A 12,833-nucleotide genomic window follows, 5' to 3' on the forward strand; every position below is an offset into this window, starting at 1 on the left:
CACCCCATGGCCCGTCGAATCGCGCCGGCGCTGGCCGGCCTCCTCCTGCTGGGCTGCGGCTACCACCGGCTGGACACCCGCCCCCGGGCCGCGTCCTGGATGGCGAAGGGGCAGACCGTACGCATCGCCGCCTTCCGCAACAACACCCCCCGGCTGGGGGCGGAGGAGACCTTCCGCAAGGCCCTGGAGAACCGCATCGTGGCCGCGTCCCCCTGGCGCCTGGTGCCCCAGAACGCGGCCAGCCGCTGGGTGCTCCAGGGGGCCCTGGAGCGCTACGAGGTGCGCGCCCTGGGTCTCTCCCTGGGCAGCGACTCCGTGAAGGGCTCGGCCGGCAGCGCCACCCGGGTGGAAGTTGTGGTGGTGGCCTCGGTGCAGCTGCTGGACGGCGTCACCGGCGACGTGGTGGTCCAGCGGCCCGGGCTGACCTTCTCCAACCAGTACCGCGTCGACCAGAACTTCGCCAGCTTCAACAACCAGGAACTGCGGGTGCTGGGCACCCTCTCGGACGACTTCGCCGAGAGCTTCCTGACCCAGCTGCTGGAAGGGAGCGACTGAATGGCCATTCCAGGTACCTGGCTGGACGCGCCCTACGCCCTCATCCACGGGGAGGACAGCGACGGCCGCAGGGCCGCGGTGGAGGCCTGGAAGGCCGTGCACGTGGACCCGGAATGGGAGGTGTTCTCCTTCACGGTGTGCGCCGAAGGCTGCCCCTGGGCCGAGGTGGTCAACGCCCTCACCGAGTCCGCGCCCCTGGGCGCCGACCGGGTGGTCCTGGTGCCCCAGGCCGACAACCTCCTGGAACGGGCCAAGGAACTGCCCCCTTCGGTCAAGCGCCTCATCCAGGAGCCCTTGCCGTCCACTCGCCTGCTGTTGGTGGCCCGGGGCGCCCTTTCCGCGGGCCCCGGCAAGATCCTCGGCGCCAAGCCGTTCAGCGACTGGGTCAAGCAGGGCAGGGTCCTGAAGCTGGGGGCCATGGACGAGAAGGAGGCCCCGGGGTGGGTGGAGGCCGAAGCCGCCCGGCTGGGGCTGCGCCTGGGCTCGGGCGTGGCCAAGCGCATCGCGGCCCGCATGGGCGGCAACCCCGGCATCCTGCGCCGCTGCCTGGAGGTCCTGGACCTGCTGGCCGAGGACCGCAGGGTGGAGGCCGACCTGGTGGACAAGGCGACGTTCAGGCTGGGCGAGCAGACCGCCTTCGCGTGGTCCCGGGCCTGGCAGGGCGGGTCCGCCCCCCAGGCCCTGGCCGCGCTGCGGCAGGCCGTGGAGGACGACCCCAGCGGCGCCCCGCTGATGCTCCTGGGCCAGGCGCGCCGGGAGGTGGAGCGCCTCTGCCGCCTGGCCGACGCCCGGCGGAACGGCGTCAAGAGCCGTGACGGCCAGGTGGCCGCCCTGGGCCTGGGGCCCAACCAGGCCTTCCTGTTCGACGGCTATGACCGGGTCCTGAACCGCATCGGCCCCGAGGGGGCCGGGCGCCTGCTCCACCTGGTGAACCAGACCGACATGGACCTGAAGGGAATGGCCATCAGCCGCAGTCCCAGCCCCCTCCTGAACCTCACCACCGCCCTGTGCCGGGCCTGGTCGGCCTGAACCAAAAAAAGAGTTGTTAATCCTTTGAATCGGACCTACACCTAGAGCACGCCAAGGGGGACCCATGACCGCCTGTTCCATGCCCAACCTCACGTCCCTGGGGACGGTCGAATCCAGGTCGGTGCTGCCCAAGGACTGGAAGGCCGACCTGTCCGACCTCGCCGGCCTCGACCTCACCCAGCCGGTCCTTGAACTCATCCGCCGCACCACCAGCCGGCTGCCCCAGGACATCATCGAGGCGGTGGTGGCCAACCGGAACCTGGAAGCCGAGGGTTCCCGCGCCGCCAACACCCTGGACACGATGCTCGAGAACATCACCCTGGCCGACGACCACGTGTCGCCGCTGTGCCAGGACACGGGCACCATCATCTTCTGGGTGCGCCACCCCTTCGGCCTCTCCCAGCGCAGGGCGAAGGAGCAGATCCGCAAGGCCGTGGCCGAGGCCACCGCCAAGTCCTGGCTGCGGCCCAACTGCGTGGAGAGCCTTTCCGGCCGGAATCCCGGGAACAACATGGACCCCTTCCTGGAAGGCCATCCCGTCATCCACTTCGAGGAGCGCGAGGAGCCTTCGGTGGAGGTCTCCATCATGCTCAAGGGCGGCGGCTGCGAGAACGTGGGCGCCCAGTACCGCCTCCCCGAGGTCTCCCTGGGCGCGGGCCGCGACCTGGGCGGCGTGCGCAAGTGCATCCTGGACGCCGTCACCAAGGCCCAGGGCCAGGGCTGCTCTCCGGGAATCCTGGGCGTGGCCATCGGCGGCGACCGGGTCACGGGCTACGAGCGCAGCAAGGAGGTGATCCTCCGCAAGCTGGGCACCCCCAACCCCGATCCCAAACTGGACGCCTTCGAGCGCAAGCTCACGGAGGAGATCAACACGCTGGGCATCGGCCCCATGGGCTACGGCGGCCGCACCACGGTCCTGGGCGTGCTCGTGTCCGAGATGTTCCGCCATCCCGCCAGCTTCTTCGTGAGCATCAGCTACATGTGCTGGTCCAGCCGGCGCATGGACCTGGTCCTCGAACCGTCCGGCTCCGTCGTGTACCGCTAGGAGACTCCCGTGAAGCGCATCTCCACTCCCATTTCCGAAGACGTCATCCGCGGCCTCAAGGTCGGCGACGAGATCCTCCTCAACGGCCGGGTGGTCCTCTCCCGGGACATCGGCCACAAGTTCATGGTCGAGAAGAAGCCCGACTGGCTCAAGCCGCTGCTCCACGAGGCGGTCATCTACCACTGCGGGCCCGTGGTGGCCCACCACGAGGACGGCCACTGGTCCTTCGTCTCCGCCGGCCCCACCACCAGCATCCGGGAGGAGCCCTACCAGGCGGATGTCCTCGAGACCTACACCGTGCGCGGGGTCATCGGCAAGGGCGGCATGGGCAAGAAGACCTCCGACGCCCTGGGCAAGGTGGGCGCCTGCTACCTGCACGCCACCGGCGGCGCCGGCGCGCTCCTGGCCGAGCGGGTCAAGCGGGTGGTGGACGTGAAGATGCTCGACGAGTTCGGGAGCCCCGAGGCCTTCTGGATCATCGAGGTGGAGGATTTCCCCCTGGTGGTCACCATGGACAGCCACGGCGGCAGCCTCCACGAGGAGGTGGCCCGGACAAGCCTGGAACGGGCCAAGGAACTGATGGCCGCAAAATAAATGGGATTGAATTTTCTTCTTTCATCCCCGTCCATCCCACGGGGATGGACGGGGATGAAAAAGGGATAAAAAAAATCCCTGTTTCTCTCCGTAAGGTCCAGGCATGCCCATGCAAATCTCCTACTCCCAGCTTTCCGGCGAACTGACTTCGGCCTTGGCCGGGTTCCTGGATGCGGCCGAGGCCCGCGCCGAGAGCCGTCGCTGGTTTCAGGAGGGATTGGGACTCTCTTCATCCTGGCTCCTGATCCACGGCGACGACCCCGTGCCCGGCGAGGACGCGGCGAAGGTGGCCGGGTGGCTGGAGCGGCGGAAGCAGGGGGAGCCCTGGTCCTACATCCTCGGCTGGTGCGACTTCCGGGGGCGGCGGTTCATGGTGAACCGGGATACGCTGATCCCCCGGCCCGAGACGGAGCTGGTGCTGGAGGCGGCCCTGGAGGTGGGGCGGCGCCTGGGGGTGCTCCACGCCTGCGACGTGGGCACGGGTTCGGGCATCCTCGCGGTGTGCCTGGCCCTGGAGACGGACTGGGCGGTCCAGGCCTCCGACATCAGCCTGGGCGCCCTGAAGGCCGCCCGGGGCAACGCCGAGGCCCTGGGGGCCAAGGTGGCTTTCCACCGCGGGCATCTCCTGGCCCCCCTCCAGGAGCCCCTGGGCCTGGTGGTGTCCAACCCCCCCTACGTGGACCCCGCCGACGCGCCCGGGCTCCAGCGGGAACTGACCTTCGAGCCCGCCACGGCCCTGTTCGCCCCCGACCGGGGCCTGGCCCTGGCCACGGAGATCCTGCGCGAAGCCCGGCGGCGGGCCGCCCCGGGCTGCGTCCTGGAGATCGGCGCGGGGCAGGGGGAGGAACTCAGGGCCCGGGCCCTGGCCTCGGGCTGGAAGCGCGTGGTGGTGCACCAGGACCTGGCCGGGCACGACCGGTGCCTCATGGCGCTCCTCTAACTGGCACGACCCCTGCCATGACTGGGAGTGGAGGCAGGTCATGCGGTATCTTTTGCCCATCACCATCGGAGTTCTGGCCTTGGGGTGCTCCATCCCCAAGACCCATGATCCCAGTCTCACCAAGCAGGCCCGGATCCCCTACGCCGAGGAGGGGCCGGCCGCCGCGCCCCTCTCGGACGGTTCCCTCTGGCAGGACCGGCAGACCGTGGCCGACCTGCGCGCCCACCGCCTCAACGACCTGGTGACCATCAAGATCTCCGAGTCCACCACCGCCACGTCCAAGGCCGACGTCACCACCTCGCGGGCCGGGTCGAACACCCTCACCAGCCCGTCCCTCTTCAACCGCCTGGCCAGCCTGGGCGTGGGCAGCGGCTCCGCGGCCACCGGCGGCTTCAAGACCGGCACCGCCAGCAAGTACGCGGGCAACGGCGTCACCGACCGCAGCGCCCTGTTCACCACCACCATCACCGCCCGGGTGGTCAAGGTTCTGGGCAACGGCAACCTCATCTTCGAAGGGTACCGGGACATCCAGCTCAACAACGAGAAGCAGCGTCTCTACGTGGCCGGGATGCTCGATCCCGCGCGCCTGGACACCGCCAACACCATCGGCTCGGCACAAGTGGCCGAGCTGCGCGTGGGCTACGGCGGCCAGGGCGTGGTGGACGAGACCCTGAAACCGGGCTACGTCAGCCGCCTCCTTTCCTTCATCTGGCCCTTCTGAGGCGGAACCCATGCTTAGACGCCTCCTCCTCCTTCTTCTGGCACCCCTCGCCGTGGCTTCGGCCGCCTCCGGCACGGGCACGGCCCTCCCCCTGCGGGAGGTCGCATCCCTCCAGGGCGTCCGGGGCAACATGCTCATGGGCTACGGCCTCGTGGTGGGCCTCAAGGGCACCGGCGACACCATCCAGTCCAAATTCACCATCCAGAGCCTGGCCAACCTCATGGCCCGCCAGGGCATCAGCATTCCCACCACCGGCGTGAACGTGAAGAACGTGGCCTCGGTGATCGTCACCTCCGAGCTGCCCGCCTTCGGCAGGCCCGGCCAGAGGGTGGACGTCACCGTCAGCTCCAACGGGGACGCCTCGTCCCTGGCCGGCGGCACCCTCCTCATGACCCCCCTGCAGGGCCCCGACGGCCAGGTCTACGTGGTGGCCCAGGGGCCGCTCCTGGTGGGAGGCTTCTCCGTGGCCACCGCCGGCGCCTCCAACACCAAGAACCACCCCACCGCCGGCCGCATCCCGGAGGGGGGCCTGGTGGAACGCGAGGTGGGCGGCAACTTCAACGACCGCAAGGTGTTGCGCTACAGCCTGCTCATGGAGGACTTCACCACGGCCGTGCGCGTCGTCAAGGCCATCAACCAGGAGCTGCCCTCGGCCTCGGCCCGGGCCCTGGACGCCCGCACCGTCGAGGTGCCCGTGCCCTCCGAGTTCCAGGGGCGCATCGTCGAACTGGTGGCCCGCCTCGAGAACCTGCCCGTCCAGCTCCAGTCCCACGCCCGGGTGGTGGTGAACGAGAAGACCGGCACCGTGATCATGGGCTCGGACGTGCACATCGGCGCCGTGAGCATCGTCCAGGCCGGCCTGTCCATCTCCGTCACGAACACGAGCCAGGTGAGCCAGCCCAAGCCGCTCAGCAAGGGCAAGACGGCCACCACCACCACCGGCGAGGTCAAGGCCGAGGACGAAAAGGTCAAGTCCCTCACCCTCGAACCCGGCACCACCGTGGGCCGGCTCGCCGAGATGCTGAACAACGTGGGCGTCACGCCCCGGGACCTGGTGGCCATCCTCCAGGCCATGAAGGACGCCGGCGCCCTCAATGCCGAGCTGAGGATCCTGTGAGCTCCCCCATCCTCAGCCTCGCGGCCACCCCGGCCCAGGACCTGGTGGTCCCCGCCCTTCCGGGCGGCAGGGACCCCAAGGAGGCCGCCATGCAGTTCGAGGGCCTCCTGATGGCCAACCTTTTCAAGGAAATGCGCAAGACAGTGCACACCTCGGGCCTGTTCGGCCAAAGCGACTCGGCCCGGGGGACATATGAGTATTTATTGGACCAGGCGGTGGTCAATCACGCCATGGAGAGCGGGAAAACATGGGGGCTGAGTGAACGGTTGGCGTCCTCTTTCGCCGCCTCGAAGCAAAAGTGATGAACAGTACTTAATTGGATCCTCACCTCTGCCGATATTAGAATCGAGTTGAGGTGAGTAATGAGGGTTTCAATCAAGACCGGGGCGCCAACCGCAACCCAGAAGGTGGGGGGCGGAGCCGCTCCGGCCTCGACGGGTCCGGTGGGGGCCGCGGTGCCGGCCGATGCGTTCAGCGTTTCCAACGGGGCCCATTTCATCGCGGTGGCGCGTGCCCGCCTGGACGCCATCCCCGATGTGCGCCAGGACAAGGTCGAGGCCATCCGGGCCCGCATCGATGCCGACGCCTACAACCCCGACGGGGAGGCCGTGGCCGATGGCCTGGTGCGGGAGCACATGCCCGCTCACCAGGAGCCGTGACGGACCCGGCCCATGAACCCCATCACCCTGCGCCAGTCGTTCCAGAACGCCAACCTGGAGGCCCTCCGGGAGGCCCAGGGCGTCCATGAACTGCAGGCCCGGGACGCCGCCCGCAAGCGGGACGTTGACGAGCAGACGACGCTTGAACAAAACAATGTTCCACTAATACCAAAGGCGGATGCCATGCGCACCGAGGAGCGCCAGGGCCGCCAGCAGCAAGGCAAGGAGAAGGGCGAACGCGAGGCCGAAGACGAGGCCGCCAACGGCACGGAAGGCGGAGATCAGGCATATTTTGCCGAAGGACGCCTGGATTTGCTGGCCTGACGGAGACGGCACAGCCTTTGCGCAGGGAGGGCCTGGAGGCTCTTCATGCTGCACTCGCTGCCCGCCCTGCTCAATGACCTGGAGCAAAGGCTCATCGCGGGCGAGGATCCCATCCCCCTGCTGGCCACCGTGCGGTGGCAGGAAGTCATCGGGTGGCCCAAGGACCGGGAGGAGGCCCTGCGTCTCCAGACCCGGCTCCGGAATCTGAAGCTCCTCATCAACACCCTGGAGGCCCCGCTGCGGGCGACGCTTTCCAAGCTGAGCGACGGCGCCACCTACGCCGCCCGGGGAGGCGTGCCCCTTCCGCCCACCGTGTCCATCCGCCTCCACCAGAACGCCTAGGAGATCGCCATGCCGGGCTTGACCGCAGGACTGAACATCGGCCTCTCGGGCCTCACCGCCGCCCAGAACTCCCTGGACGTGATCGGCCACAACATCGCCAACGTCAACACCCCCGGGTACAGCCGGCAGATCGCGCAGCTGGGGACCGCCGGCTCCTCCAGCTTCGGCGGCCTGGACTACGGCATGGGCGTCAACCTCCAGGCCATCCAGGGCATCCGGGACCAGCTGCTGGACCTCCAGATCACCGTGAGCACCGCCCAGCAGAGCGGGGCCCAGGCCCGGTACCAGGGCCTCCAGGCCATCTCGAGCGTCTTCGCCGAAGACGGCACTTCCGGCATCAGCTCCCAGCTCAACGCGTTCTTCACGAGCCTCCAGAAGGTCGCGGCGCAGCCCGAGGACTCCTCCCTGCGCACCAACCTCGTGGGCACGGCCCAGAACCTGATCAGCACCCTGCAGACCAAGTACCAGTCCCTGCGGGCGGCCCAGACCAGCGCGGACCAGCAGGTCGCCGCCCTGGTCCCCACCGTCAACACCCTCACGGCGCAGATCGCCGCCCTCAACAAGAGGCTGGCCGGCGAGGTGAACCCCGCCCAGGACAACACCACCATCGACCAGCGCCAGGACCTGGCGAACCAGCTGGCCAAGATCGTGGGGATCCAGACGTACATCGACAGCAAGGGCCAGATGAACATCAATCTGGACGGCGGCGCGTCACCCCTGGTCATCGGGGGCACGGCCTACACCATGAGTGCCATCCAGAACAACGCGGCCCCCGCCACCGCGCCGTTCTACAACAACGTGATGGTGAGCCTGGGGGGCACCCCTCCCTTCACGGACGTCACGGCCGCCATCACCAACGGCCAGCTGGGGGCCCAGCTGGACCTGCGGGACAACCTCATCGCCGGGTACGAAAAGCAGATGGATGAGCTGGCCGCGGGTCTGGCCTACAACATCAACGTCCTGAACAGCTCCGGGTACTCCATGGACGGGGTCCAGCACAACCTGGACTTCTTCCAGAACGCCGCCGGCAACACCAACCATCTGCCCACCGGCATCCAGGTGCCGCCGGACGTGGCGCCCCTGGTGGCCGCCAACGACTACAAGGGGATGGTCCTCGCCCTTTCCGTGAACGCGGCCATCGTCGCCAACCCTTCGCTCTTCGCGGCCAGCAGCACCGGGGCCGTGGGCGACACCCAGAACGCCCAGGCGATGGTGGCCCTGCAGACGGCCGGATCCACCGTGGACAGCACCGGCGCGGGCCCCGGGGCCGCCGTCACCGGCCCCTTCAGCACCTTCGTCACCGGGCTCGTCACGAAGGCGGGCACCGACGCCTCCAAGTGGAAGATCACCTCCACCAACGTGGAGAACATCACCACGGCGCTCACCACCCAGCGCGACAGCGTGTCCGCGGTGGACCTGGACACCGAGGCCGCGAACCTCATCACCTACCAGCGCGGGTACCAGGCCTCGGCCCGGTTCGTATCCGTGATCAGCCAACTCACCGAGCAGCTCATCAACAACCTCGGCGTCTAGGCGGGAGAGGAACCATGACCATCCGCACCCCCAACCCCACCAACTCGGCCCGGATGCTCCTGGACCTGCAGCGCTCCAAGGAGCGGTACTCCAACTACGCCACCCAGCTCACCACGGGCAAGGCCATCGTGAACCTCGGGGACGACCCGGCGGGATCCGCGGCCATCCTGAACTTCCAGGCCTCCATCGACCAGAACCGCCAGTTCCTGAGCCAGATCGACGCCGCCACCGGGTACCTCCAGAACTCCGAGACCGTCGCCTCCTCCGTCCAGACCCAGGTCACCCGGCTCATGGAACTGGCGCAGTCCGGCCTGAACGGGACCCAGAGCGGCGTGAGCCGCGGCGCCATCGCCTCCGAAGTGGACGGCGTCTTCACCAGCCTGGTGAACCTTGCCAACACGAAGGTGCAGGGCAAGTACATCTTTGCAGGCACCAACACCACCACCGTCCCCTTCGACGCCTCCACCGCCCCGGCGGGTTCCCCCAATTCCATCACCTACAACGGCAACAACGCGGCCATCAACTTCACGGTCGGCGCCAGCGCCTCGACGGCCACCAACATCGCCGGCGACACCCTGTTCCTGGGCGGGGCGGCTCCCGGAGCCTACGGCGGGAACCTGGACCTCTTCAACGCCACCAAGAGCCTCAGCCAGGCGCTCACGGCCGGCAACACCGCCAACATCCAGATCGCGTACGACAACCTCAAGGCCATCAGTTCGCACCTGAACGATTCCATCACCCACCTGGGCGGCCTCCAGAACAGCATCGACAACATCCGCACCAGCCTGGCCGACATCAACACCAACCTCAAGGCCGTGCAGGACACCGTCCAGGGCGTGGACTACCCCACCGCCATCACCGGCTTCACGGCGGAGGGCACAGCGCAGTCGGCGACCCTGAGCGTCATGGCCAGGATCAGCAGCAAGAACCTCTTCGACTACCTGGCCTAGCTAGCTCGCGCAGTTCCTGAACGGCAGCGATCCCAGCGGCAGCCACCATCCGGCGCGGCTCCCCTCCAGGAACATCGTGCCCGCGGCGGGATGCAGCACCGGCGTGCCCAGGGCCACCTCGGGCGGCGGGTTCAGCGAGGCCCAGGCCTGGCTCCACACCAGACGCTCCAGGGCCTCCTTGTCCGGGTCCCAGCGGTAGACCCGGCCCAGGCCCTGGGCCGTGTAGGCCGCCCAGTCCTCCAGGCTCCCGGGGGTGGCAACGGGCGCCGCCAGGCCGAACCACAGCCGCCCCGAGGCGTCGGCCCCCAGCAGCCGCAGCAGCCTGGCATCGCGGGCGAGGGCGTCCTCCGGCGCGAAGCCCGTCACCTCCCGTTCGGCCACCAGGGTGCCGTCCTGGGCCACCTGCACGATGCGTCCAGGCGCGGGCTGCCACCAGAAGCGCTTGCCGGCCTGGGCCAGCGAGGAGCGCCAGGCGGTGCAGGGCACCCCCCGGTCCTCGGGGGCGGGGAAATGGTTCCAGCCCTTGGAACCGAGGAAAGCCGAAAGGCCGTTGCGGGTGGCGGCCAGGAACGTCCACGGTCCGGTGGGCAGGAGATCCTCGACCTCGGGCACTTCCGGCGGAAGCTCGATCTCCTTGGCGATGGGCCTGCGGGCGCCCGCGGCCAGCGGCAGACGCTGGACAGGGCCCTTGGGGCCGAAGAGGAACACGGCGCCCTCCGGTCCGCCGGCCACCGCCATGCGTAAGTAGAAGCCGCGGTGCACCCACCGGGGCTCGGCCCCGCCGGGCTCCAAGGCCATGGCCAGGGCGGGCTCCGCGCCGGAGGCCTCGCCCCGGTAGAGGAGCACCAGCGAGGCGTCCGGGGCCACCCAGGCGTCCAGGAGCTGCGCGACGCGCCAGAACCCTTCGCTGACGCCCTGGGGCCGCGCCACCTGGAACGAGGCCGTCGCCGTACCTTCGTGGAAGACCGCCACCTGCTGACGGTCGCTCTGGGTCTGCACCTGCGCCACCAGCACCCCGGGCTGGCGCGGCGCGAGCCACCGCAGCGCGCGGAGGGGGATCTGCGAATCCACGAACTTCACGCGCCACCCGGGCTGGGCCGCATCGACGGCGAAGGGGATGGCCGGCTCGTCCAGGAGCGACCCCGAGGGCTGGTGGCGCGTGCCGAGGTAGATGCCTGCGCCCAGCAGCAGAAGAATTCCCAGCCCCGCGGGAAGGATGAGTCTCACAGCTTCGCCTCCGCGATATGGGCCTCCAGCGCGGCCAGGGCCCGCTCACGATGATAGGCTCCCTTGGCCTGCTTGAGGCCGCGAAGTCCGCCGGCCCTCTTCAGCATCCGGTGGTCGAGGATCCCCTCCGGGATTTCCGGCAGCAGGCCGATCATGGCGTTGGTGGGGCAGAAGTCCTTCGCGGAGGCGTGGGACAGGTAGTGGAGCAGCGAACCCATCATCGTCTCCCTGGGAAGGGGCATGGGTTCGGTTCCCAGCGCGTGCTGGCGCATGAAGAGGGACGCCGCGAGGCCGCCCGCGGCCGATTCCAGGTAGCCCTCCACCCCGCTGACCTGCCCCGCGATCCAGAGCCCGGGCAGGGCCTTGACGCGCAGCTGCGCGTCCAGCACGCGTGGGGCGTTGACGTAGGTGTTGCGGTGGATGCTCCCCAGGCGCGCGAATTCCGCATGCTCGAGGCCGGGGATGAGCCGGAACACGTCCTGCTGCGCCCCCCAGGTCAGGCGCGTCTGGAAGCCCACGAGGTTGAAGTGGTCCCCCGCCAGGTCATCCTGGCGGAGCTGCACCACCGCGTAGGGGTAGCGGCCCGTGCGCGGATCGTCCAGCCCCACCGGCTTCATGGGCCCGTGGCGCAGCGTTTCGCGGCCCCGGTCCGCCATCACCTCGATGGGAAGGCAGGCCTCGAAGTAGGGCGTGTCGAAGTCGTGCAGCGGCGCGCGCGGGGCCGCCAGCAGGGCGTCCAGGAACCGCTCGTAGGCGTCGGCGTCCAGGGGGCAGTTGTAGAAGTCGCTGCCGCCCTTCCCGTACCGCGAGGCCGCGAAGACCACGGAAAGGTCGATGGAATCCCGGTCCACGATGGGCGCGATGGCGTCGTAGAAGTAGAGGCGTCCGGAACCCACCGCCGCGGCCAGCCACTCCGCGAGGGGATCGGCGGTGAGGGGGCCCGTGGCCAGAAGGGTGGGGCGGTCCGCATCGGGCCTGACCACCGTTTCCGTCGTCCACCGGATGCGCGGATGCGCCCGGAGCGCGTCCGTCACGGCCGCCGAGAAGGCCTGGCGGTCCACCGCGAGGGAATTGCCCGCAGGCACCTTCGTCTCCCTGGCGCACCGGAGGATGAGCGAACCCAGCCGCTCCATCTCGGCCTTGAGGATCCCGGTGGCGCTGTTGGGGTCGTCGCTCTTGAAGGAGTTGGAGCACACCATCTCCGCTGCCTGGTCCGTCTGGTGGGCAGGCGTCCGGGCAGCTGGACGCATCTCCCTTAGATTCACCACATGCCCATGGCTGGCCAACTGCCAAGCGGCTTCGGCCCCCGCAAGTCCCGCCCCGATCACATCGAATTCCATCCAGCCACTCCCATTCTGGAGACCATGGTAGAAGCCAGTCCTGGAAAGGCTTTCAGAAAAAATTCCTCTCCACGGGAAAAAAAGGTGTTGCGGATCTGTGCCCCAGTGGTAATCTGATTGTCCGCCGCGATCGAGGTTGCGGGGTCGGAAGGAAAGCGAGCCGGGCTGATGAAGCCGGTTTCGAATGTTCCGGGCGTCTTTGAAAGCCGGATAAAGAGAATGGAAACCTTTGAGTCTGGTTCGACCTCACGGTCGAGTCGGACAGCATACAACCAAGCGAATAACGTCACCGTCCTTCGGGATGGTGAACGAACGAGCTTTAGGTATTGAACATGAGAGTTTGATCCTGGCTCAGAATGAACGCTGGCGGCGTGCCTAACACATGCAAGTCGGATGTGCCGCAAGGTGCATGGCAGACGGGTGAGTAACGCGTGGGAAACCTACCTCTTTGTGGGGA

The 12,833-nt window shown here is 68.5% G+C and carries 15 protein-coding genes and 1 rRNA gene (1 of these 16 running past the window's edge); 14 read left to right on the forward strand and 2 right to left on the reverse strand.

Going from position 1 to position 12,833, the window contains the following annotated elements; translation table 11 throughout:
- Positions 1-6 precede the first annotated feature (6 nt).
- The 13 genes from lptE (at position 7) to flgL (ending at position 9,809) form a co-directional block, all read left to right on the forward strand.
- Positions 7-555, forward strand: coding sequence for an LPS assembly lipoprotein LptE (gene lptE / locus ACZ5LB_RS02730; RefSeq protein WP_464604630.1), 549 nt, complete (start codon positions 7-9; stop codon positions 553-555).
- Positions 556-1,584, forward strand: coding sequence for a DNA polymerase III subunit delta (holA, locus tag ACZ5LB_RS02735; protein WP_464604631.1), 1,029 nt, complete (start codon positions 556-558; stop codon positions 1,582-1,584).
- Positions 1,585-1,648: 64 nt separating this feature from the next.
- Complete coding sequence (locus ACZ5LB_RS02740; protein WP_464604632.1) at positions 1,649-2,629, forward strand: fumarate hydratase; 981 nt, start codon at positions 1,649-1,651, stop codon at positions 2,627-2,629.
- Positions 2,630-2,638: 9 nt separating this feature from the next.
- Positions 2,639-3,223 carry a FumA C-terminus/TtdB family hydratase beta subunit gene (locus tag ACZ5LB_RS02745; RefSeq protein ID WP_464604633.1) on the forward strand — a complete coding sequence of 195 codons (585 nt, stop codon included), beginning with the start codon at positions 2,639-2,641 and terminating at the stop codon, positions 3,221-3,223.
- Positions 3,224-3,326: 103 nt separating this feature from the next.
- On the forward strand, positions 3,327-4,163 hold the full coding sequence (prmC, locus tag ACZ5LB_RS02750; RefSeq protein ID WP_464604634.1) for a peptide chain release factor N(5)-glutamine methyltransferase: 837 nt from the start codon (positions 3,327-3,329) through the stop codon (positions 4,161-4,163).
- Between the two features lie 40 nt (positions 4,164-4,203).
- Positions 4,204-4,884: a flagellar basal body L-ring protein FlgH gene (locus tag ACZ5LB_RS02755; RefSeq protein WP_464604635.1), complete on the forward strand. Its 681-nt coding sequence runs from the start codon at positions 4,204-4,206 to the stop codon at positions 4,882-4,884.
- A 10-nt stretch (positions 4,885-4,894) separates the two neighbouring features.
- Positions 4,895-6,001: a flagellar basal body P-ring protein FlgI gene (locus ACZ5LB_RS02760; RefSeq protein WP_464604636.1), complete on the forward strand. Its 1,107-nt coding sequence runs from the start codon at positions 4,895-4,897 to the stop codon at positions 5,999-6,001.
- Positions 5,998-6,303 (forward strand): rod-binding protein, encoded by a 306-nt coding sequence (locus tag ACZ5LB_RS02765; protein WP_464604637.1) that lies wholly within the window; start codon positions 5,998-6,000, stop codon positions 6,301-6,303. The genes ACZ5LB_RS02760 and ACZ5LB_RS02765 overlap by 4 nt, the downstream gene beginning before the upstream one ends.
- Positions 6,304-6,363: 60 nt before the next feature.
- Positions 6,364-6,660, forward strand: coding sequence for a flagellar biosynthesis anti-sigma factor FlgM (flgM, locus tag ACZ5LB_RS02770; protein WP_464604638.1), 297 nt, complete (start codon positions 6,364-6,366; stop codon positions 6,658-6,660).
- A gap of 12 nt (positions 6,661-6,672) precedes the next feature.
- Entirely contained in the window at positions 6,673-6,984 is a 312-nt protein-coding gene (locus tag ACZ5LB_RS02775) for a hypothetical protein (RefSeq protein WP_464604639.1), read from the forward strand.
- Between the two features lie 45 nt (positions 6,985-7,029).
- Positions 7,030-7,326: a hypothetical protein gene (locus ACZ5LB_RS02780; protein WP_464604640.1), complete on the forward strand. Its 297-nt coding sequence runs from the start codon at positions 7,030-7,032 to the stop codon at positions 7,324-7,326.
- Between the two features lie 9 nt (positions 7,327-7,335).
- On the forward strand, positions 7,336-8,859 hold the full coding sequence (gene flgK / locus ACZ5LB_RS02785; protein WP_464604641.1) for a flagellar hook-associated protein FlgK: 1,524 nt from the start codon (positions 7,336-7,338) through the stop codon (positions 8,857-8,859).
- A gap of 14 nt (positions 8,860-8,873) precedes the next feature.
- Complete coding sequence (gene flgL / locus ACZ5LB_RS02790) at positions 8,874-9,809, forward strand: flagellar hook-associated protein FlgL (protein WP_464604642.1); 936 nt, start codon at positions 8,874-8,876, stop codon at positions 9,807-9,809.
- On the opposite strand, the gene ACZ5LB_RS02795 is transcribed toward flgL, so the two are convergent.
- On the reverse strand, positions 9,810-11,036 hold the full coding sequence (locus tag ACZ5LB_RS02795; RefSeq protein WP_464604643.1) for a hypothetical protein: 1,227 nt from the start codon (positions 11,034-11,036) through the stop codon (positions 9,810-9,812).
- Positions 11,033-12,376, reverse strand: a complete 1,344-nt coding sequence (gene trmFO, locus ACZ5LB_RS02800; protein ID WP_464604644.1) for a methylenetetrahydrofolate--tRNA-(uracil(54)-C(5))-methyltransferase (FADH(2)-oxidizing) TrmFO — start codon at positions 12,374-12,376, stop codon at positions 11,033-11,035. The genes ACZ5LB_RS02795 and trmFO overlap by 4 nt, the downstream gene beginning before the upstream one ends.
- Positions 12,377-12,704: 328 nt before the next feature.
- On the opposite strand from trmFO, the gene ACZ5LB_RS02805 reads away from it, so the two are divergent.
- Positions 12,705-12,833, forward strand: a 16S ribosomal RNA gene (locus ACZ5LB_RS02805) (it continues 1,409 nt past the right edge of the window).

It is taken from the genome of Mesoterricola sp. MK458 (genome assembly GCF_055384935.1).